Origin of the sequence: Algoriphagus kandeliae, from assembly GCF_004571135.1 — a bacterium.
Taxonomy (GTDB): Bacteria; Bacteroidota; Bacteroidia; order Cytophagales; family Cyclobacteriaceae; genus Algoriphagus; species Algoriphagus kandeliae.
On sequence record NZ_SPSB01000001.1, the window covers coordinates 272,534 to 293,226 of the forward strand.

At 40.1% G+C, this 20,693-nt stretch carries 18 protein-coding genes and 1 other RNA gene; 8 read left to right on the top strand and 11 right to left on the bottom strand.

Translation table 11 applies throughout. The annotated features are described in order from the left end of the window. Nucleotides 1-110: 110 nt before the first annotated feature. The 6 genes from E4S40_RS01155 to E4S40_RS01180 form a co-directional block, all read right to left on the bottom strand. Nucleotides 111-791, bottom strand: a complete 681-nt coding sequence (locus E4S40_RS01155; protein WP_135069633.1) for a DUF4377 domain-containing protein — start codon at nt 789-791, stop codon at nt 111-113. Continuing rightward, on the bottom strand, nt 788-1,510 hold the full coding sequence (locus tag E4S40_RS01160; protein ID WP_135069636.1) for an SGNH/GDSL hydrolase family protein: 723 nt from the start codon (nt 1,508-1,510) through the stop codon (nt 788-790). The genes E4S40_RS01155 and E4S40_RS01160 overlap by 4 nt, the downstream gene beginning before the upstream one ends. Further along, a complete protein-coding gene (locus tag E4S40_RS01165) occupies nt 1,507-2,550 on the bottom strand; it encodes a S66 peptidase family protein (protein ID WP_135069639.1) in 1,044 nt (347 codons plus the stop codon). Before E4S40_RS01165 ends, E4S40_RS01160 begins: the two co-directional genes overlap by 4 nt. An 80-nt stretch (nt 2,551-2,630) precedes the next feature. Further along, nucleotides 2,631-3,932, bottom strand: coding sequence for a D-alanyl-D-alanine carboxypeptidase/D-alanyl-D-alanine-endopeptidase (locus E4S40_RS01170; protein ID WP_135069642.1), 1,302 nt, complete (start codon nt 3,930-3,932; stop codon nt 2,631-2,633). Continuing rightward, complete coding sequence (locus E4S40_RS01175) at nt 3,933-4,313, bottom strand: DUF423 domain-containing protein (protein ID WP_135069645.1); 381 nt, start codon at nt 4,311-4,313, stop codon at nt 3,933-3,935. Nucleotides 4,314-4,358: 45 nt separating this feature from the next. Further along, nucleotides 4,359-5,030 (bottom strand): YggS family pyridoxal phosphate-dependent enzyme, encoded by a 672-nt coding sequence (locus tag E4S40_RS01180; protein WP_135069648.1) that lies wholly within the window; start codon nt 5,028-5,030, stop codon nt 4,359-4,361. A 47-nt stretch (nt 5,031-5,077) separates the two neighbouring features. On the opposite strand from E4S40_RS01180, the gene E4S40_RS01185 reads away from it, so the two are divergent. The 3 genes from E4S40_RS01185 to E4S40_RS01195 all read left to right on the top strand — a co-directional run bounded on the left by E4S40_RS01185 (nt 5,078) and on the right by E4S40_RS01195 (nt 8,333). Beyond that, nucleotides 5,078-6,628: a GH3 family domain-containing protein gene (locus E4S40_RS01185; protein WP_135069651.1), complete on the top strand. Its 1,551-nt coding sequence runs from the start codon at nt 5,078-5,080 to the stop codon at nt 6,626-6,628. After that, on the top strand, nt 6,625-7,257 hold the full coding sequence (locus E4S40_RS01190) for a LysE family translocator (RefSeq protein ID WP_135069654.1): 633 nt from the start codon (nt 6,625-6,627) through the stop codon (nt 7,255-7,257). The genes E4S40_RS01185 and E4S40_RS01190 overlap by 4 nt, the downstream gene beginning before the upstream one ends. 86 nt (nt 7,258-7,343) lie before the next feature. Further along, nucleotides 7,344-8,333 (top strand): SH3 domain-containing protein, encoded by a 990-nt coding sequence (locus tag E4S40_RS01195; RefSeq protein ID WP_135069657.1) that lies wholly within the window; start codon nt 7,344-7,346, stop codon nt 8,331-8,333. A gap of 73 nt (nt 8,334-8,406) precedes the next feature. On the opposite strand, the gene ald is transcribed toward E4S40_RS01195, so the two are convergent. Further along, nucleotides 8,407-9,519 (bottom strand): alanine dehydrogenase, encoded by a 1,113-nt coding sequence (gene ald / locus E4S40_RS01200; RefSeq protein WP_135069661.1) that lies wholly within the window; start codon nt 9,517-9,519, stop codon nt 8,407-8,409. Nucleotides 9,520-9,942: 423 nt separating this feature from the next. Here ald and E4S40_RS01205 point away from each other — a divergent pair, with 423 nt between their 5' ends. Then, nucleotides 9,943-12,357: an alpha-ketoacid dehydrogenase subunit alpha/beta gene (locus tag E4S40_RS01205; protein WP_135069664.1), complete on the top strand. Its 2,415-nt coding sequence runs from the start codon at nt 9,943-9,945 to the stop codon at nt 12,355-12,357. 134 nt (nt 12,358-12,491) lie between these two features. Here the strand turns inward: E4S40_RS01205 and E4S40_RS01210 are convergent, their stop codons facing one another. Next, on the bottom strand, nt 12,492-13,169 hold the full coding sequence (locus E4S40_RS01210; protein WP_135069667.1) for a hypothetical protein: 678 nt from the start codon (nt 13,167-13,169) through the stop codon (nt 12,492-12,494). A 62-nt stretch (nt 13,170-13,231) separates the two neighbouring features. On the opposite strand from E4S40_RS01210, the gene E4S40_RS01215 reads away from it, so the two are divergent. Further along, on the top strand, nt 13,232-14,227 hold the full coding sequence (locus E4S40_RS01215; RefSeq protein WP_135069669.1) for a LuxE/PaaK family acyltransferase: 996 nt from the start codon (nt 13,232-13,234) through the stop codon (nt 14,225-14,227). Nucleotides 14,228-14,412: 185 nt separating this feature from the next. Here E4S40_RS01215 and E4S40_RS01220 read toward each other — a convergent pair whose 3' ends face one another. Together E4S40_RS01220 and rnpB are read right to left on the bottom strand one after the other, a co-directional pair. Next, nucleotides 14,413-15,570 (bottom strand): sigma-54-dependent transcriptional regulator, encoded by a 1,158-nt coding sequence (locus E4S40_RS01220; RefSeq protein ID WP_135069672.1) that lies wholly within the window; start codon nt 15,568-15,570, stop codon nt 14,413-14,415. A 17-nt stretch (nt 15,571-15,587) separates the two neighbouring features. After that, nucleotides 15,588-16,004: RNase P RNA component class A (gene rnpB / locus E4S40_RS01225), an RNA gene on the bottom strand. Between the two features lie 346 nt (nt 16,005-16,350). Here rnpB and E4S40_RS01230 point away from each other — a divergent pair. Beyond that, nucleotides 16,351-16,917, top strand: a complete 567-nt coding sequence (locus E4S40_RS01230; protein ID WP_135071478.1) for a DUF3109 family protein — start codon at nt 16,351-16,353, stop codon at nt 16,915-16,917. Nucleotides 16,918-16,998: 81 nt separating this feature from the next. Here the strand turns inward: E4S40_RS01230 and E4S40_RS01235 are convergent, their stop codons facing one another. Then, nucleotides 16,999-18,144 carry an acyltransferase family protein gene (locus E4S40_RS01235; protein WP_135069679.1) on the bottom strand — a complete coding sequence of 382 codons (1,146 nt, stop codon included), beginning with the start codon at nt 18,142-18,144 and terminating at the stop codon, nt 16,999-17,001. Between the two features lie 101 nt (nt 18,145-18,245). Here E4S40_RS01235 and E4S40_RS01240 point away from each other — a divergent pair, with 101 nt between their 5' ends. Both E4S40_RS01240 and E4S40_RS01245 read left to right on the top strand, forming a co-directional pair. Next, entirely contained in the window at nt 18,246-19,130 is an 885-nt protein-coding gene (locus E4S40_RS01240) for a PPK2 family polyphosphate kinase (protein ID WP_135069681.1), read from the top strand. 89 nt (nt 19,131-19,219) lie between these two features. Further along, complete coding sequence (locus tag E4S40_RS01245) at nt 19,220-20,617, top strand: S8 family peptidase (protein ID WP_135069683.1); 1,398 nt, start codon at nt 19,220-19,222, stop codon at nt 20,615-20,617. The last annotated feature ends 76 nt before the right edge of the window (nt 20,618-20,693 follow it).

The following is a 20,693-nucleotide window of genomic DNA, read 5'->3' on the forward strand; positions in this document are numbered from 1 at the left end:
TCAAAGAATAAAATTAATGGATTCGGCTAGGGATTTTGTGGATTCCAGCAACTTTCTGAAGAATGGTGAAAAGGATGGATTGGTTGCTTCATTGATTGAAAATTTAGCTATCAATCAACCGCCAAAAAGCGGATGAGCTCATTTCCTTCTGAATCAAAAAAGACCAATTCATTATTTTCAATTTTATAGCTCCTTGTTTCAATCAATGCCTTTCCGATTGCCTGTTCTGTTTTCATATCAGGACAAGCCATCATTGTCGTAGCTCCTGGACCAAAAAGCAAGTTTTCTCCGTCATTTTCCCTGATTTGTCCTCGAACAGTGTTGCACGCCATATTTCCGAAATAGGAATTTTCACTCGCATTGAATTCAAAAATCAAGTCCTCTCCAGTTTTTAAATCTTGAAGAAATTCAATCTCACCAACTTTAATAACTTTCCAACTATTCGTTAGGCGGAGGCTTGGATCTGATTGTTTTTGTATCACTTCAAGAAGTTTATAAGTTTTCGATGAAGCATCAGCTGGAATAGGCTCAGCTTTGTCCGAAACAAGGACTCTAATTTGGTAAAGGTTTCCTAGCTCATAATCAAAGCCTTCAATTTGATCATAGAAAAGTTGCCAATTCTGCCTATCTAATTCCTCACCTTTGAAAATCTGATAGCAGGTTTGGGGACCAACCCCAACACAATCAACTTTAGCTGAATTGATCCACCAAGTTTCTTCCGTTCCATCTGGTTTTGTTTGACAAGAAAAAAGAAATAGGAAGAAGCTAGCTAATAAAAGAATATTTTTCATGGGTTTGGATAGATAGTGACAATATGATCAAACAACTTCTCGGTCCATCGCTCATATACTTTTCCACTTGGGTGGAGATCATCTGGAGCAACCATTTCAGGTAGATTTCCTATTGCTCGATAATCCTCGGTGATATCGATGAATTTCACCCCAAACTTGTTGCAAATTGCCTTTTTGGTCTCGTTATAGGCATCGATTTCTGCCTTGACTTTTTCTTGGTCGGTACCTCTTTTTGCGGCAAAAGGAGTTACTCCCCAATCCGGTATTGAAAGCACCACTACGTGATCGGGAAGATTTCCGGCAAATCCGATAGCCCTTCTAAGTATTTGTTCAAAATCAACCCGAAATTCATCTACGGATCGACCTCTGTATTGGTTGTTGACACCGATTAAAAGGGTGACGAGATCGTAGGGTTCTCCAGTCGGAGCAGCTTGATTGATTCCTTCATCCAATTCATCCACAGTCCAGCCGGTCTTGGCAATGATTTCTGCATCGAGCCAGGAGGTAGATGTTTCTTGGTTTAGTCTTCGGACTAATTGGTTTGGATAGCGATCTTCTTCGGCTACTCCTTCTCCAATGGTATAGCTATCACCCAAAGCCAAGTAGCTTTTACTTTCGATTTTCATTTCTGTTAATTCAGATTCATTACTTTTTGGACCAGAGGGATTGCAGGCTGCAAATCCTAGAATAAATCCGGCCAAATGCATCCATTTCATCATACTTTAAAAATTGATTCTTTTAGTGTAAAAGTACCCAATTCGGCGTTCATTTCCACCAGGGCGCCGTGTGGAACGATAAACTGCTTGGAAATATGACCAATCATCGCGCCGCTGTAGGCTGGAACTTTTAGTGGGAGAATGTAATCATCCAAAACCTGATCTACTGTCAAACTTCCATATCCACCACCTGGCTCGCAATCATTGCACTGACCGAAAATGAAGCCTTTGATTTTGTCTAAGGTTCCATTTAATCGTAAGGTACTCATCATCCGATCTATCCGATATGGATCCTCTCCAATGTCTTCAATAAATAAAATAGCATTCTGAAAATCAGTGTAATAAGGGCTTCCTGATAAAGCTGTGAGTACAGTTAGGTTTCCTCCAAGAATTCGTCCACTGACTATACCTGGATAGAGAGTTTGAATTCGATTTGACTTGATGACTAAGTCGTCACCTTTTGCTTGTTCGTTTTCGAATTGAACTTGCTCCTGATCGAAGAAAAGCCGCTCAAATTGTTTGACATTAAAGCTATTCCAGCTTCCTGTACCATTTGGACCATGAAAGGTGATTAATCCTGTTTGTGAAAAAATAGCTTGATGTAAAGCGGTGATATCCGAGTATCCAAGTAGGGGTTTGGGATTTTTGCGAATCAAAGCATAATCAATCAATGGGAGAATGCGGGCTGCACCCGAACCACCTCGGATACAGATGATGGCCTTGACTTCTGGGTCGGCAAACATACCGTTTAAATCTGCTGCTCTTTCCTCATCTGTTCCAGCCAAATGCCCTCGACGATTTTGCAAGTTATTTCCCAATTTGACTCGAAAGCCTAGCGCTTCCATGGCCTCCTTGGCAAAGGTAAATTGCATCCGGTCTGCTGTGGCCGCGGATGGACTAATCAATCCTACTAAATCGCCTTTTTGAAGAGGGTTTGGATAGCGTATCTTTTTTGCAAGCTCGTTCTTGTCGGTAGAAAACCCCATAAATGGTAGACTCGCTGCCGCAAGCCCGAGACTTTTTAAAAAGGTTCTTTTTTGCATGGAGACTGAATTAGGATGATGGTTTATTTATTAAAATCAACTGAAGAATGGGCAAAATACCAATAAATCGAAAGATTTGCTTAGAGCATATCTCTTAGCATCACGAGTACTTTTTCCATTTCCCGGCGAACTTCAGAGGCTTTCCAAGGATAGTTGGAATTCATAAATGAAAAAGCATACTGTTTCCCGCTTTTGCATTTTATTAGACCAACCAAGCTATGATTATTGCTCATGGTTCCGGTTTTGGCAAAAATGTATGGAGTAGGGGCCTTGTATTCATTTTCGATTGTTCCCGAAACTCCACCTGTAGGCAATAAATCTAAAAGAATTTCATCGGGTACAATTCGATATAACTTTTCAAAAAGTGCAATCATCGCTCGGGGAGTGAATAAATTGTATCGACTTAATCCACTGCCATCCACCCAAATAGGTTCATCTGGAAGATCATACAAGTAGTTTTCAATCAAATATTCAATGGTCCGCTCAGTATCGATTTCTCCAAAAAGTCGATCTGAAACCATATAAAGCAATTGCTCAGCAAGGAAATTATCGCTTTCCAGCATCATTTCCTTTAGGATGGGAAAAAGGGATGTCCCTCTCCAAACTTTATGGTCATCAGGAAGACTGTCTGCTTGATAAATCCATTCTTTTCCGGTTTCTTCTGCTGCTAACTCAATGAATAATTCGGGTGAGGTTATAAGAGGTAAATAGTCTTCTCTTCCTCGATAGAAATCAGGATTGTAGTAAAATTCATTTTTGTGAAAATCCCGCTCCATATCCTTGATTTCCCGTTTGGTGGTGTAAATTTTACTTTGGAACCTTTTTGGTAAAACCTGAGGATTTCTCTTTCCGGGAAGTACATGGAGCAAATTCCCATGAATGGGAAGACTGCTGCGCTCGGCGGAATAATAGTAGAGATAATCGTCCCATTGCCAGCCTATACCCCAAGCCGGGGATTTTACATTGGCATCTGAAAATTGAATGACATTGTATGGAGCAAAAAACTTTTCGAATTCGGGTTGAGGTAGATCCAAATAATTCCAGCTGGGATCTCCAGAACCCCAGATTTTCAGTGTATCGCCTGAAGCAACATACCGTAGAGTTTGGGTGGAATCATTTAAGATCAATAAACTTGCAAAGAGTGTAAAAAGCTTGGTAGTAGAAGCAGGAGTGAATCGGATTTGGGAGTTTTTTTCAAATAGAACTTGCTGAGAATCCAAATCATATAAAACAAAACCTGTTAAATGCCCACCAAAAAAACTGGTTTCCTGAAATGCATTTTCAATCTTTTCATATTGGCTACGGGAAAGCTGAGAATAACTTGGAAAGGCAGATAGAAAAAGCCCAAAAATCAAGAAATAAACTTTGGCTTTAGCGTGCATTTATTTGTTCTTTTTCATTGCCCAAAAAAGCCCCAGCCAACCAAGAATAAATGCCACTCCGCCGATTGGGGTAATAGCTCCCAGCCAATTGATTCCAAATATTGATAAAATATATAAGGAACCAGAAAAAATGAGGATTCCGATCGCTAGATTGATGGCGGAGAAGTTGAGTCCTCTCCAGTTGGGTTTGAGAATTGCTAAAATTCCTACCAAGAATATCCCCAAAGCATGGTAAAAGTGATATTTCACGGCTGTTTCAAAGGTTTCAACCCGACCGTTTTTAATCAGAGTCGCTTCTAAGCCATGTGCTCCAAAGGCACCGATTGCCACGGCCAGTGCACCCAAAATTGCAGCTAGTTGGATGATTTGTTTTCCGTTCATAATGTCGAAATAGGTTTGAAAAATGATGATGTTCAAAAATTCGAATTAGTAATTTCTGGCACCGAAAATAGCCGAACCGATACGGACCATGGTGCTTCCTTCCTCTTGAGCAATGAGGTAATCTCCACTCATCCCCATGGATAGTTCTTCTAGTTCTACGAAATCGGGCAGGTCCTTGGTTTTGAGCTCCTCAAAAAGACTTTTCAAGCCTTTGAATTCCTTTCGAATTTGATCTTCGTTTTCAGTAAAGGTTGCCATTCCCATCAATCCTCGAACGGACACATGTTCAAGTTGCCGGAATTCTGGGTCAGCGAGCATTTCTTCTAACTCCTTTTTGTCAAAACCGAATTTACTCTCCTCTTCAGCTATGTGCATTTGAAGCAAAACGGGAATTTTCCGCCCTACTTTTTTGCCTTGTTTCTCGATTTCCTTCAGCAATTTGAAGGAGTCTACTCCATGGATCAAGTGAACAAAAGAAGCTATGTATTTGACTTTATTTCGCTGCAAGTGTCCTATCATGTGCCAGCGCACATCATCTGGCATTTTTGGCTGTTTTTCTTGGATTTCCTGAACCTTGTTTTCTCCAAAATCTCGGATTCCTGCGTCGTATGCCTGCATTAATAATTCCACAGGCTTGGTTTTACTGACTGCGATCAGTTGGCATTGAGGATTTTTGAATGATTTTTTTACCGCTTCAAGATTTGCTTTGATATCCATTTTCTATTTTTAAACAAGATTTTTAGAAAAACAGCCTCAACAAAGATATGGCGATCATCAGTACTTTGCTAAAAAAAGGGGTTCGACTCCGAGAAAGTTTGGAGCAGGATTATTCTCACCCCATGGAACTTCAACGTCATGAGCTCAAAAAACTTTTAATTCATGGAAATCGAGCTGCTATTGGCGAAAAATATGACTTTGATTCAATTCTGAGAGCTTTCCGAAAACATGACGGGGAATATTATGAGCGATTCAAAAAACAAGTTCCCATCTATGATTATGACCGGATTTTCGAAGAGTGGTGGTTCAAATTATTGGAAGGAAAAAAAGACATCACTTGGCCCGGAAAGGTTAAATATTTTGCCCTGAGCTCGGGAACTTCAGGTGCCACTTCCAAATACATCCCAATTACAAAAGACATGGTGAAGGCTATTCGGCGCACGGGAGTTCGTCAGATTTTAAGCCTTTCCAACTATGATTTACCCGATTCCTTATTTACCAAAGGGATATTAATGTTGGGAGGAAGTACCGATTTGGAATTCAATGGGACCTATTTCTCAGGTGATTTAAGTGGAATCACAGCCGGGAAATTGCCGATTTGGTTCCAGCGATTTTATAAGCCAGGTAAGAAAATTTCCAAAAACCGAAACTGGGGAGATAAATTGGATCAAATCGTAGAGAAGGCTCGCGATTGGGATATTGGAATTATAGTGGGAGTGCCTGCTTGGCTTCAGATTTTACTAGAAAAAATAATTTCCCACTATCAGGTAGAAACTATCCACGACATCTGGCCCAATCTTCAGATTTTTGTTCATGGCGGGGTTTCCTTTGAGCCTTATAAAAAAGGATTTGAGAAGCTATTGGGAAGACCTTTGGTCTACATTGAAACTTACTTGGCTTCGGAGGGATTTTTGGCTTTCCAGGCTTTTCCTGATAGAAAATCCATGCGATTGGTTCTGAACAATGGGATATTCTATGAGTTTGTGCCCTTCAATGAAGAGAATTTTGATGAGGATGGACATATCCGATTCAATGCCAAGACATTTAAAATTGATCAAGTTGAAGAGGGTGTTGAATATGCACTTTTGATCAGCACATGTTCAGGTGCATGGAGATATTTGATTGGGGATACGATTCGTTTTGTTTCAAAAGAGGAAAGTGAAATCCTAATCACTGGAAGGACTAAGCATTTTTTGAGTCTTTGCGGAGAGCATCTTTCCGTGGATAATATGAATCGGGCTATTGAAAAGGCATCTGATGAATTGGATATTCGAGTGAAGGAATTTACTGTACTAGGTGTTCCTCATGGAAGCCTTTTTGCGCATCATTGGTTCGTGGGTACGGATGACGAAGTGGAGGGGGAACTTTTGGCTCGAGTTTTAGATCAGCATTTGAAGGAATTGAATGATGACTTCGCTGTCGAGCGAAGCCATGCGCTAAAGGATGTTTTTTGCGAGGTTAGGCCTGCCGAAGATTTTTACGAATGGATGCGACTTCAAGGAAAAGAGGGTGGACAAAATAAATTTCCAAGGGTACTGAAAGGAGAAAAAGCACAATCCTGGCTGAAATTCCTTAAAGAGAAAGGAGTAAGGGATTGAGTACAGCGCTGCTAGAAGGAATCAGTATGGGCTTACTCTTATCTGTTATGGTAGGGCCTGTGTTTTTTACCTTGATTCAAAGTAGCCTTGAGTATGGATTTCGATTTGCGGCTGTGTTGGCTTTAGGGATTTTACTGAGTGATACCATCTATGTGGTCATTACCTATTTTGGAATTCGATTTTTAGCAGATGCTACTTGGTTTGAACAAGGCTTAGGCTATTTAGGTGGAGCGATTTTGGTTGGGTTTGGGATTAGTTCTTTGGTAAAAAAGCAAGTGGATCGCCCTAATACAGGTGGAATTCATGTTCCTCAACACCGAAAAAGAACTGCCTTTGCCAAGGGGTTTAGTATTAATGGCATTAATCCATTTGTGCTTCTTTTTTGGATTTCCATTGCGAGTTTGGTGTCCTTGAATGAGGAATGGGGGGCAAGCTCAGTTATTTCCTATTATGTCGGAATTCTAGTAACGGTATTTTCGATTGACCTTCTAAAGGCTTTTATAGCGAAAAAATTATCTCGCTTCGTTACGCCTCGCTTAATGAAAGGCCTCAATAAATTGGTAGGATTGGTAATGATTGGATTTGGTATGCGGATGATAGCTTGGGCAATGGGACTTTTGGGAAGGTGATCAAATAAGGAGCTTATAATCAGTTCATTCCGCTAATTTTTTGTAAATTTTAGCTATTCTTTTTATCCAATTTTACCTTCAAACTTATGGAATCGAAATATGGATTTTTGAAAATGAGCCTCCCGGAATTTGAAAATTGGCTCAATTCCCAGCGCATTGCACGGACCATCCTATATGTACAACAGCATCATACCTGGGTCCCTAATTATTCCCATTTCAACGGAAGTAATCATTTTGAAAGGCAATTAGCCATGAAAAATCATCATGTGGGATCAAATGGTTGGAGTGATATTGGACAGCACTTCACGATATTCCCAGATGGTATGATTTTGACAGGAAGATCCTTGGAATCTACTCCGGCTTGTATTTACGGAAATAATCAGCATTCCATTTGTTTTGAGCATTTGGGAAACTTTGATATTGGTGGGGATCAAATGACAAATGAACAGCGACAGGCTATAATCAAAACTACTGCGTTGATTTGTCAGAAATTCAATCTTCCCGTAAATCCCATCAATATTATTTACCATCATTGGTTTGAGCTAGGGACTGGTAGAAGAAATGATGGTTCAGGAAATAATAAATCCTGTCCAGGAACCAACTTCTTTGATGGAAATAAGGTACAGGATTTTAATCAAAACTTTGCCCCTTTGGTACTTCAGGAGCTTACCGGTCAAACCCTTCCGCCGGTTCCCTCTGACCTTCGATATGGGGTAGTAACTGCGAATCTTCTAAATGTCCGGGTGGCACCTACAGGATCAGCTTCCAAAGCGAGTGATCGAAATCCAGTTGCTCGTGGAGCGGTGCTTCGGATTTATGATGAGGTGAATAATTGGCTCAAAATTTCTAAAAGCCAATCCCATTGGGTGTATAATCGATATGTGGAGGAAGTAAAAAGAGCTACCGTAAATGCCTCAGTTCTTCGGGTGAGAAGTGGACCTGGGACTTCCTATTCTATTGTGGGAAATTTACCGAAATCAGAGGAAGTGTTTATTTCTGAAGAAAGCAATGGCTGGTGTAAACTGGCCCTTGAGGAAAAATGGTTGAGTAGGCAATACCTGGATTTTGCAGGATAATTTCCAATTCGTAATTAAAATAAAAAATCCCCGCAGCCTAAACTGCGAGGATTTTTTGATAAGTATAAGTCGTTTATAGATATTTTTCAACTGGTACGTAGTCCATTCCAAACGCATCAGCTACAGCTTTGTAGACAATGTCTCCGTTGATGACGTTCAATCCAGGAACTAGTTCTGGATTCTCATTAGCAGCACGTTTCCAACCTTTATCTGCCAATTGAATGGCGTATGGAAGGGTAGCGTTTGTCAATGCTAGGGTAGAAGTATAAGGTACAGCTCCAGGCATGTTAGCTACACAATAATGAACCACATCGTCGATAATGAAAGTTGGGTTTTCGTGAGTGGTTGGCTTACAGGTTTCGATACATCCACCTTGATCTACTGCCACGTCCACAAGTACAGTTCCTGGTTTCATGTCCTTCAACATGTCACGTGTGATCAAATGCGGAGCTTTTGCACCTGGAATCAATACCGCGCCGATGATCAAATCAGCAGACTTAATCATGTCTCGGATATTGTATTCATTAGACATCATGGTGTTCACGTTGGCAGGCATGACATCATCCAAGTAACGCATACGTGGAAGAGAAACATCCATAATGGTCACATCAGCACCCAATCCCGCAGCCATCCAAGCAGCTTGAGTACCTACTACACCACCGCCAAGAATCAATACTTTGGCAGGCAATACTCCCGGTACACCTCCCAAAAGGATTCCTCGTCCTTTTAATGGTTTTTCAAGGTAGTTTGCACCTTTTTGAATGGCCATTCTACCTGCTACTTCTGACATAGGTACCAAAAGTGGTAAGCTTCTGTCTGCTTTTTCTACAGTTTCATAAGCCAAACAAACCGCTTTGCTTGCAACCATCGCTTTGGTTAGGGGTTCATAGGAAGCAAAGTGAAAATAGGTGAATAAAAGTTGGTTTTCCTTGATTAGGGCATATTCAGGCTCAATCGGCTCCTTAACTTTGATAATCATCTCAGCGATTTCGTAGGTCGCTTCAATAGTCGGGAGGATTTTTGCGCCTGCGGATTCGTAAGCTTCATCAGAAAATCCGCTTCCTTCTCCAGCTGTATGCTGTACATATACGGTATGTCCTCTTTTTACCAATTCCTTCACCCCAGCAGGAGTCAGGGCTACTCTGTTTTCATTGTTTTTAATTTCCTTTGGAACACCTATTATCATGGCTTGCTTGATTTGGATTTATATTGTCGCAAAGATAATCAGGGAGTGGGTTCAGAAAACAATTTTTAGAATAGTATTTGGTATGATTTTGAAAAATTTTAAAATTCAGAATAATATTTCTCCACCATAGAATTACTTGTATAATATTTCAAAATATAAATTTTAAAAGGTAAAAATTCTGAGAATAATTTTTGGGAAAAGTCCTGATAGACAGAATAATACGGAAGTTTTGTTATCAGATTTTTTTAATATAAAAGTGGATTACACGGAATATTATTTTGAAAATGATCTAAAAAATATTGTAAATCAAAATTTTTGATTGAATTTATATTCTTTGGATATTTGCAAAATAGATGCTTTTGGTTATTTTTGATTTCGGAGAAAAATCCGTCAAAACCCAAAATAACTTTAGAATAAATCCGAATGGCAATAGCAGAGAAAAGCGCAAAGAAAGTACAGGATTCCCAAGCTGATCGAGAAGCAGTATTAAACGATTTCCGAATTGCCCTATTGAGTAGGCACGCCTCCTTGATGGGTAGAAAGGAAGTGTTTATGGGGAAAGCCAAATTTGGAATTTTTGGTGACGGAAAGGAACTGGCTCAAATTGCGATGGCAAGAGCTTTTCAAAAAGGAGACTTCCGTTCAGGTTACTATCGGGATCAGACCTTTATGCTTGCCTTAGGTGAATTGACTGTTCAGCAGTATTTCGCTCAACTTTATGCCCATACTAATGTGGAAGCCGAGCCAGCAAGTGCAGGTCGATTGATGAATGGGCATTTTGCTACTCGCTCACTGAATGAAGATGGTTCTTGGAAATCTTTAACAGATCGCTATAATTCAGCTGCAGATATTTCTCCTACAGCGGCTCAGATGCCCAAACTTCTGGGACTTGCCTTTGCGTCCAAACTTTACCGAGAAAATAAAGACCTCAAGCAGTTTAAGGATTTTTCTATCAATGGAAATGAAGTCGCTTGGGGCACTATAGGAAATGCCTCAACTTCAGAGGGGATGTTTTTTGAATCCATTAATGCCGCAGGAGTACTACAGGTTCCAATGGTCACTGCCATTTGGGATGATGGATATGGGATTTCTGTTCCACAAGAATTTCATACCACAAAGGGCAGTATTTCCGAGGTTTTAGCTGGATTTCAGCGGACTGAAGATAAACCCGGTTTCGAAATCATTAAAGTGAAAGGCTGGGATTACGAAGGACTTTTTAATGCTTTTGCAAAAGCAGGTGAGTTGGCTAGAACTCAACATGTTCCAGTCATTATTCATGTGCAAGAGATGACTCAGCCGCAGGGACATAGTACCTCGGGGTCTCATGAGCGATACAAATCCAAAGAGCGTTTGGACTGGGAAAAAGAATGGGATTGTATCAAAAAATTCAGAGAATATATTCTTTCGAGAGATTTGGCATCTGCTGATGATTTGGATAGAATAGAAGCTGAAGCAAAAGCTCAGGTAAAGAAGGAAAAAGAAGCTGCTTGGTCTGACTTCATGGGTGAAATCAAAGAGGAATTGTCAGAGGCTGTTGCTTTGATTCGTGAAGCAGCTCAACAAAGCAACCGAAAGGTAGTGTTGGAGCAGTTGGCCCAAGACCTTTCCAAAACCATCAATCCAATTCGGAAAGATGTGGTTTCTACTGTTCGAAAAGCTTTATTCAACTTGCGTTTTGACCAAAGTGAGGGAAAAGCCAACCTTCACAGCTGGTACAAAAAGCAGCAGGAAAAGAATTTTGACCGATATAGTAGCCATTTGTATTCTGAATCTGAATGGTCTGCTCTCCAAGTAAAGGAAGTAGCTCCAAATTATTCTGAAAATACAGCTCTTGTTGATGGTAGAGAGGTTTTGCAAGCATTCTTCGATTACAAATTAGGTCAAGATCCTAGATTTTTTGCTTTCGGAGAAGATGTAGGAAAGATCGGAGATGTTAACCAGGCATTTGCCGGTTTGCAGGCAAAATATGGTGAGCTTCGGGTTTCTGATACCAGTATCCGTGAATGTACCATCATTGGTCAGGGAATCGGTACTGCTTTGCGAGGCTTACGCCCAATTGCGGAAATTCAATATCTGGATTATCTGCTTTATGGCCTTCAAATGCTTTCTGATGATCTTGCTTCTCTTCAGTATCGTACCAAAGGCGGTCAAAAAGCTCCTTTAATTGTTCGAACTCGTGGACATCGTTTGGAAGGAGTTTGGCATGCAGGTTCTCCAATGGGTATGATTCTTTCTACGCTTCGGGGAATGCTTGTTTGCGTACCTCGTGACATGACCCAAGCGGCAGGAATGTATAATACGTTGCTTCAATCCGACGATCCAGCGATTGTTATTGAATGTTTGAATGGCTATCGTTTGAAGGAAAGGCTTCCTGAAAATATGGGAGAGTATACTGTTCCAATGGGTAAGCCGGAGGTTCTTCGAGAAGGGAAAGACGTGACCGTGGTAACTTACGGTTCCATGTGCCGAATCGTGACGGAAGCTGCAGAAGAACTTTCTTCCATGGGAATTGAAGTAGAAGTAATCGATGTTCAAACCCTGATTCCATTTGATCGATTTGGTGTGATCGGAGAATCTGTTAAGAAGACCAATCGAGTGATTTTTGCTGATGAAGATGTACCGGGAGGAGCTTCTGCCTATATGCTTCAACAGTCGATAGAAGGTCAGCAATTATTCAAACATCTGGATTCAGAGCCACAGACTTTAGCCGCTAAAGCACATAGACCGGCTTATTCATCAGATGGGGATTACTTCTCTAAGCCAAGTGCAGATGATGTGGTCGAAAAAGTCTACAACATGATGCATGAGGTAGATCCTAAGAAGTTCCCAAAACTTTAATAAAAGAAATAAGGAGACTGTCTCATTAATGACCTATGTCACATTGAGCGAAGTCGAAACGTTTCTAAATCAATTAGAATTAAACTTTGACTTCGCTCAGTCTGACAAAACGATTTTTGAGACCGTCTCCTTTTTTATGGGTTGTTTCTGGTGATTTGCCTTAAGGTCACTTGATCACTGGAAACTTCATTACTTCGATTCAATTGACGGTCTTGAATTTGAATGTCAATCCGTATTGTATCGTTTCTGAATATTGATTCCCAACCTGAAGACAACATCGCGTATTTGATGTTCCCCTCCACAGCTTGACCATCATCGGTGGTCAAAATTCTTGGAAATCGTCCATTAAAAGTGGTATAAAAAGGTGGATCCTCCCAACGGAACTCAGTAAACTGACCATTCCTTTTTATAAAAAACTTTACGAAAATATTGTACTGATTCGGATTTTGCTTTACCCAAATTGTGTCTTTTACCACCTGATTGTTGATGATAGGATCAATCACCCAGTCTATAGGATTGTAGCTGGGAGCTTCCGGAGGCCGAGTAGAGTAGGTGATTAGGTTTCCTGCTACATTCCTTTGATATTCCAAGGCATTAAAAGGAGGATTAATATCTGTCGCAGAAAGTCCCAAATCTCCTTCAGCATCCTGAAAATCAATACCAATAATCAACGAATCCGGACCTGAAGTAGGAACATATTCCAAGGATTCGAAGGTTATTGATGGAATTGATGGGAAATTTTCAGGTGGATTGACACAGCTACTTACCAAAAGAATGGAAAAGAATATACCTGAAAGTCTGTTGAAACGCATGTGGCGAATTAATTTAGTAGCGGAATAGTTTTCCTATCCGATTTGATGCAAATTATAAAACGATGCAGGATTTTAAAAGTTTTTCGGAAAAGCTGACGGATTTGAAGAAATCTGATTTTGAAAAACTGGCTTTGGAGCTTTTTCAATTCCAAGCAAAATCAAATCCTATTTATAAGCGATATCTGGAGGTGCGACAAATTCGGGCTGAAGAAATTACCTCTTTGTCCGCTATTCCATTCCTGCCTATTCGATTTTTTAAGGAATTTCCGGTTATCTGTGCTCCCAAGGAAAGTTTTGAAGGGGAGTTTACCAGTTCTGGAACCACAGGCATGATAAGCAGTCGACATTATTTCTGGTCGAAAGACTGGTATTTAAAGCATGCCCTTCAATTGTTTGAAAATGAGTATGGTTCTATAAAAAGCTTTCATGTTTTAGCTCTTTTGCCTGCTTATTTGGAGCGACAGGGTAGTAGTTTGGTGGCGATGGCTGATTATTTTATTCAGCAATCAGGTTCTGCTCATTCAGGTTTTTATTTATACAATCAAGACGAACTGCTCAGAAAGTTAAAAGAACTACAGCATAGTGATAAGCAGGTTCTTTTACTAGGGGTGACATTTGCATTGTTGGATTTAGCCGAGTCTGGCAAAGATTTTTCGCCTATGAAAAACCTTATCGTCATGGAAACTGGAGGAATGAAAGGGAGAAGAAAGGAAATGATTCGGGAAGAAGTTCATGATATTTTGAAATCTTTTTTTCAAGTCTCAACTATCCATTCCGAATATGGAATGACCGAATTGATGTCTCAGGCTTATTCCAAAGGTCAGGGAATTTATACGCTTCCTTCCTGTATGCACGTTATGATTCGGGATATCAATGATCCCTTCAGTTGGTCCACTCGGTCACAGGGTGGGATTAACGTGATTGATTTGGCCAACTTTCATTCTTGTGCCTTCATTGAGACGCAGGATTTGGGAAGGATAAATGAAAAAGGGGAGTTGGAAGTCTTGGGTAGAATTGATAATTCTGAAATCCGTGGGTGTAATTTATTGGTGCAGTAATTGTTAGAATACAATTAATTAGACATATTTGATTTTAAAACTATAGAATACATGAAAAAATTAACCACTATTGCCTTGTTGATTGGAGTTCTTGCTTTGGGTGCCTGCGCTTCCAGTAAGCCTTGTCCAGCCTATGCAAAAGCAGACACTGTTGAAAGATCAAATGGATAAAAAAATGCTGACTTTTAGTAGTCAGCATATTTTTTAATATCATTTAGACTAATCGGTTCTTCTCCGAGTATCACCAGTCTTTCCACTACATTTCGTAATTCTCGAATATTTCCTGTCCAAGGATATTCCTGAAGTTTTTGGAGGGCTTCGGAACTGATGTTTCGTTTTGCTTCTCCACTTTCCTGTGCAATGTCCTGAAGGAATTTTTCAACTAAAAGCGGGATATCTTCGATTCGATCTTTGAGAGCCGGAACTTGGATGACAATGACACTCAAACGGTGGTAAAGGTCTTCTCGGAAATTTCCCTCTTCAATTTCCTTCTTTAAATCCTTATTGGTAGCAGCCAATACCCGAACATCCACTTTTATATCTTTATCGCTTCCCACGCGGTTTATCAGGTTTTCCTGCAAAGCTCGGAGAACTTTAGATTGGGCTGAAAGAGACATATCTCCGATCTCATCCAAGAAAAGAGTACCTCCCTGAGCTTGCTCAAATTTTCCAGCTCTTTGCTTATGTGCTGAGGTAAAAGCACCTTTTTCATGACCAAATAATTCCGATTCGATCAATTCGGAAGGGATAGCCGCACAGTTGACAGCGACAAAAGGCTGAGAAGCACGATTGCTTTTTTGATGAATCCAATGAGCTACCAATTCCTTTCCCGTTCCATTAGGACCGGTGATCAAAACCCTTGCTTCCGTAGGAGCTACTTTTTCAATGGTTTCTTTGACATGGATAATAGCTTTTGATTCACCAACCATATCAAATTTCTTGGAGAGTTTTTTCTTTAAAACCTTGGTCTCGGTTACAAGATTCTTTTTCTCCAAGGCATTTCTTACGGTCAATAAAAGCCTATTAAGATCTGGGGGTTTTGGGATGAAATCAAAGGCGCCTTTTTTCGTGGCTTCCACGGCTGTTTCTATGCTTCCATGGGCTGAAATCATGATAAACTGAGGAGACTTACCCAATTCTTTGGCATGGGTAAGAACTTCGATTCCGTCCATTTTGGGCATTTTGACGTCACAAAGGACAAGGTCAAAATCCTCATTTTTAATTTTTTCGAGTCCGGCTTCGCCATCGCTGGCTTCCGATACCTCAAAATTTTCATATTCCAGAATTTCCCGAAGAGTAGCTCTGATGACTTTCTCGTCATCAATAATCAAGATTTTTGACATAAAGACTAAGATAGAAAGAAATGTGCAAGTCTGTAAGCCGGGTTCTGTCATCTTCATCCCAAATGGGAGAGATGGTCTGTCATTTATCTAGCCCTGACTTCACAGTCAGGATCCATCGATCTACCCACCCCGGAATTCTGCCGAAGCAGAAATCGAACGAGCAGCTCTTTGCCCGAGGCCTATTTGATCTTTCAACCCATAAGGTTTACCCTGCCCTCAATGTCACCACTGAGGCGGTGGGCTCTTACCCCACCTTTTCACCCTTATCCCGATAGCTATCGGGACGGTATATTTTCTGTGGCACTTTCTGTAAGCTGACCGTCTCCAATCAGCTCCCTTCCCGTTAGGAAGTATGGCGCTCTATGTTGCCCGGACTTTCCTCCTTTCCTATCCTGAGGTCATCAGGACGGAACGGCGACAGACCGACTTGCACAATGCAAATAACGTGAAATTTTATCATTTGATTCCTCTAAAAAATCCTTTTGAAAATCAATCCTTGATGACTTTGAGTGGGGATTTTTGGATAAATCAGAAAGAGGTATTTGCTCTTTTGAAAAAAAATGGAAAAAAATCTAAACATCTGAAAACCTTTTAGCTTAAGTGATGTTTCTATTTCCAAAGGCTAAAAAATAGCTTTTCTTCATAGTGCTGGGTTGAGCCGCTCCTACCAAGGGGCGGTTCTTTTTTTGTCCAAAGACTCCTATTAAAACCTCTTTTGGTAATCCCAATCAACTAGCTTTCCTAGAAGAATAATTACCTTTGCAGAAATCAGTATATGCCATGATTCTAGTAGGGAATGCCGTTTTGTCGGATGATATCAAAGAGAATTTTTTTGTCTGTGATTTAGAAGCATGTAAGGGAGCCTGCTGTGTAGAAGGCGACGCTGGGGCTCCGCTTGAAGAAGAGGAAACCAAAATTCTCGAGGAAATCTATCCCAAAGTCAAAGAATACCTTTCTCCTGAAGGGATTGAGGTGATTGAAAAACAAGGAACTTGGGTGATTGATAAAGATGGCGATAAGGGTACTCCCACGATTGGAGAGAACAGAGAGTGTGCCTATGCCATCTACGACGAACGGGGGATTCTAAAATGCGGGATTGAGCAGGCATATTTGGATGGAAAGGTTGATTTCAAAAAGCCAATTTCCTGTCATCTTTATCCCATTCGAATTACAAAATATGGCGATTTTGATGCAGTTAACTACGATCGTTGGCATATCTGTGATCCTGCATGTCAGTTGGGGAAAAGTCTTCAAGTCCCGCTTTATCGGTTTTTAAAAGAAGCCTTGGTTCGTAAATATGGAGAGGATTGGTACGAGGAACTTTTAAGAGAAATTGAAGGAGCTTGAAATAAAAAAATCCAATGAATTCATTCCTTTTTCCGAATTCATTGGATTTCTATTTAAAGAGAAGATTCTAATTCTTTCCTTTTAAACCTTGATATAAATTTTCTTTTTATCCATCCAAAGGCCAATCAGCCAAATCAATAACATATAGGAAATAGCGAATAGGAAAGAAGCATTTTTTGGACCGAGCCAACTGGTAAAGGCTGTTGAATAAATGAAACCTTTAAGCGTGGTATCTCCGACGGGAATCATAGAGAAAATTGAAATTACAATTCCAGAGCAGACATATAAAATCAATGGGTTTCTGCCAAATACTTGGAAAAAGTAAGTCCAGGAAATAGAGTTTTTGACTTCAATCAGGAAAACCAAGGCCGCCAAAAGGATCAAATCCCAGCCCACAGTCAAAACTACATAAGAACTAGTCCAGATTTTCTTATTGATAGGAAAGCCAAGATCCCAGATGTAGCTCATGGCTACCATGACAATACCTGAAATTAGCAAAAATCGAACGGTAGAGAGGTTGTTTCCTCTTTTTTGAATCATTTTTCCGACGATATAGCCCGCCAACACATTGACGATGGAGGTCAAGGTGCTAAGGATTCCCTCTGGATCAAACGGAATTCCTTCACCCATATACATTCGGTCTTCACCTATCAGAAGTAAGTCGAGCTTAATCGCTGCATTGCCGGTTAAACTATATGGATCCCCAGGATCTCCAAAGAAATACATAATAGGCCAGTATAGGAGTAGAGCTCCTATGGAAAAAATCCATCCACTCCGAATGCCGCCATAGTACAGAATTAGTGCGGCAAAGAAATAGGAAAGTGCTATTCGCTGTAGAACACCAAATAGCCTTACTTCGGTGATATTGATGAATTGAATAGCTCCCGATTCTGTGTACTCATAAAAAGGAAATGCATTAAGGAGCCATCCAATCACGAATATTAATAGGGTTCGTTTGCCAACTTTTCTGAAAAAAGCTCCTTTTGACATTTCGGATAACTTTTTCATGGAAAAGCTCATGGCATTTCCAACAACAAAGAGAAAAGTAGGAAACACCAAGTCAGTAGGGGTGAAGCCATGCCAGTCAGCATGGGCAAGTGGGCCATATAGATTTGACCAACTGCCAGGGGTATTTACAATGACCATAAATGCAATGGTCAGACCACGGAGAACGTCCAAGGCAAGGTAGCGCTGCCCGAGCCCCGTGCGAATAGGGATTTCAGTCATAATGGTTTATTGTTCTTTAGGTTAGGTGATTTTGTTCTCAAGTTAAAATATTATCTTGTTTTTCATTTCCATCCAAACTTTTGTTTTAAAAATAAAGAAGAATGAAAAACATTTCTCCAGAAAAATTTCTCGCTAAGCATCCTTTTAAATTAGATGACTATCCCACCCTGATAGATATTGATATGTCAGATGAGAAGAAGAAAAAGATGCTGAACAAGTACCGAGAAGAATTGAGCAAGCATCAAGATACGCAGTATGCACAGGGGAAATATGCTGTTTTGATTTGCCTTCAGGGAATGGATACAGCGGGAAAAGACAGTTTGATTCGAGAGGTTTTTCAAGAATTTAATCCTAGAGGCGTGGTAGTGCATAGTTTCAAAACTCCTACTCCCTTGGAATTAAAACATGACTATTTGTGGAGGCATTTCAATGCTTTACCGGAGCGAGGAAAATATGCGGTATTTAATCGGACCCATTACGAAAACGTGTTAGTGACAAGGGTTCATCCTGAGTATATTCTTAATGAAAATATCCCCGGAATAAATCAGGTAGAGGATATTACTGAAGAGTTTTGGCAGGCGCGATTTGAACAAATACGGAACTTTGAATCACATGTAGCTGCGAATGGAACAGTGATTTTTAAATTTTTTCTCCATCTAAGCAAAGAGGAGCAGCGGAAGCGATTATTGAGAAGGTTGGAAAATGAAAAGCATAACTGGAAGTTTTCGCCTGGGGATTTAAAAGAGCGTTCGCTTTGGGAAAAGTATCAGGAATGTTATCAAGAGGCAATTGCCGAGACTTCCGCTCCCCATGCACCATGGTATGTGATTCCGGCGGATGATAAAGATGCCGCCCGAGTGATTGTTGCTAAGATTATTCATGACCGAATGACCACTATGAAGGATATCGAAGTACCTACACTCGATGCAGATATTTTAGCAAAATTAGATTATTACAAAAAGATGCTTTCAAAAGAGAATGAGTGATAATTATTAAAATATTTGGTGATTTACTAACTAATTTTATATAAATTGATTCTAATTATTTGATTTTTAATCTGTTAAGTTTTATAGGTATGAAAAAAATTCTTATTCCTTTTTTGCTCCTTTTTCTTTTTGTCAAATGTTCCTGCGATCCGGATAAAAACCCAGTGGTAGATCCAATTGCAGAATTAGAAGAACTTGAAATTGTCTTTAAGGATGTGAATCAATTTAAACCACTAAAACAGCTTCAAGAATGTCAGGATTTTCAGTCTGGGGCATGTAGAGGAGCTATGAATCAACTTCGTGCGAAGGTTTCCAAGGAATTGAAAGATGAATTTTCCTTGGACATTGATAGGAATCAGCTCCTAATAAAAATGTATTCGGGGCAAGTCTCTGTCCTAGTTACGGATTTAGATCAAGCAACGAAGAAAACAATTATTGATAAAGTTGACCAAAAGCCTGATAAGTACGAAGCTCAAAATTCAATCGATATTCAGGGAAGAAGACCTATGATGCAGTCTGCCTATATTGAGCAAGGAAGAAGGCCCATGATGCAAGAGCAACTTCGTTATGATTTCAGTAATGGTACCAGTCAATTTATTCAATTGATTCGCTCTGGTGAATCAACTTATCCTAATAAAAATACAAAGGTTTGGATCATTGATACAGGAATTGATGTCAATCATCCAGATATAAATTCGGTAGATGCTAGCCTCAGCAAGTCTTTTGCGAAAAAGAATTCCGATCCTCTAACTGATGAATCAGGCCATGGAACATTTATAGCGGGGATTATTGGAGCAAGTAGTTCTAATACTGTGGGTTACCACATGAATGGAGTATATCCTGGAGCAAAAATGGTTTCTGTAAAGGTTTTTGATCTTCAGCCAGGTCCAAATAAGTTTGCAAAAATTAAAGATGTGAAAACTACAGATAAGCGCGTTGAATTAGCGCTAGAATATGTGCTGTTAGAAGGGGCTCCTGGCGATATTGTCAATTTGAGTTTGGGAAAACCTGCAAATGGTCAGAATTTGTGTAATACCGGGAAAATCAGTCAAGCTATTCAGGATTTGGTGGATGCAGGAATTTTTGTGGTCATGTCCGCTGGAAATGATGCGGAACCATCTGAGGATAATTTTCCAGGATGTATCAATTATTCCAATAGCAACGGAGCCCAAACATTCACAATAGGATCTTTGGAAGGAGGAATTTCAGGTCAACCGTATCTCTACTCTTTCTTTTCCAATTATGATAATAGTGAAACGGATAGAATTATTGATTTTGTAGAACCTGGTGAATACATCTTTACCACTGCTCCTATGGAAGGAGGGTCCGAAGCAAAATATACGTTGGTTTCGGGTACTTCTTTCTCAGCGGCAATTTTCTCCGGTATTTTATATCACGACGTCCAAGTGGGAGTGTTAGGTACAGTAAAACGAGGGGCTGCTCCAGGTGATCCGGATCCAGATTATATCATCGGAAAAGTCAATTAATCAAGAGGTCTAAACTCGGATATATTTTCTTCGGAATCAGGTGTTTTCCGAGCTTACGAAGAAGTATTCAACCTGT

What these genes read in the sequence shown, in the direction of transcription:
- E4S40_RS01155 (WP_135069633.1), bottom strand. Translation starts at nt 791, where the DNA reads ATGAAAAATATTCTTTTATTAGCTAGCTTCTTCCTATTTCTTTTTTCT.
- E4S40_RS01160 (WP_135069636.1), bottom strand. Translation starts at nt 1,510, where the DNA reads ATGATGAAATGGATGCATTTGGCCGGATTTATTCTAGGATTTGCAGCC.
- E4S40_RS01165 (WP_135069639.1), bottom strand. Translation starts at nt 2,550, where the DNA reads ATGCAAAAAAGAACCTTTTTAAAAAGTCTCGGGCTTGCGGCAGCGAGT.
- E4S40_RS01170 (WP_135069642.1), bottom strand. Translation starts at nt 3,932, where the DNA reads ATGCACGCTAAAGCCAAAGTTTATTTCTTGATTTTTGGGCTTTTTCTA.
- E4S40_RS01175 (WP_135069645.1), bottom strand. Translation starts at nt 4,313, where the DNA reads ATGAACGGAAAACAAATCATCCAACTAGCTGCAATTTTGGGTGCACTG.
- E4S40_RS01180 (WP_135069648.1), bottom strand. Translation starts at nt 5,030, where the DNA reads ATGGATATCAAAGCAAATCTTGAAGCGGTAAAAAAATCATTCAAAAAT.
- E4S40_RS01185 (WP_135069651.1), top strand. Translation starts at nt 5,078, where the DNA reads ATGGCGATCATCAGTACTTTGCTAAAAAAAGGGGTTCGACTCCGAGAA.
- E4S40_RS01195 (WP_135069657.1), top strand. Translation starts at nt 7,344, where the DNA reads ATGGAATCGAAATATGGATTTTTGAAAATGAGCCTCCCGGAATTTGAA.
- ald (WP_135069661.1), bottom strand. Translation starts at nt 9,519, where the DNA reads ATGATAATAGGTGTTCCAAAGGAAATTAAAAACAATGAAAACAGAGTA.
- E4S40_RS01205 (WP_135069664.1), top strand. Translation starts at nt 9,943, where the DNA reads ATGGCAATAGCAGAGAAAAGCGCAAAGAAAGTACAGGATTCCCAAGCT.
- E4S40_RS01210 (WP_135069667.1), bottom strand. Translation starts at nt 13,169, where the DNA reads ATGCGTTTCAACAGACTTTCAGGTATATTCTTTTCCATTCTTTTGGTA.
- E4S40_RS01215 (WP_135069669.1), top strand. Translation starts at nt 13,232, where the DNA reads ATGCAGGATTTTAAAAGTTTTTCGGAAAAGCTGACGGATTTGAAGAAA.
- E4S40_RS01220 (WP_135069672.1), bottom strand. Translation starts at nt 15,570, where the DNA reads ATGTCAAAAATCTTGATTATTGATGACGAGAAAGTCATCAGAGCTACT.
- E4S40_RS01230 (WP_135071478.1), top strand. Translation starts at nt 16,351, where the DNA reads ATGATTCTAGTAGGGAATGCCGTTTTGTCGGATGATATCAAAGAGAAT.
- E4S40_RS01235 (WP_135069679.1), bottom strand. Translation starts at nt 18,144, where the DNA reads ATGACTGAAATCCCTATTCGCACGGGGCTCGGGCAGCGCTACCTTGCC.
- E4S40_RS01240 (WP_135069681.1), top strand. Translation starts at nt 18,246, where the DNA reads ATGAAAAACATTTCTCCAGAAAAATTTCTCGCTAAGCATCCTTTTAAA.
- E4S40_RS01245 (WP_135069683.1), top strand. Translation starts at nt 19,220, where the DNA reads ATGAAAAAAATTCTTATTCCTTTTTTGCTCCTTTTTCTTTTTGTCAAA.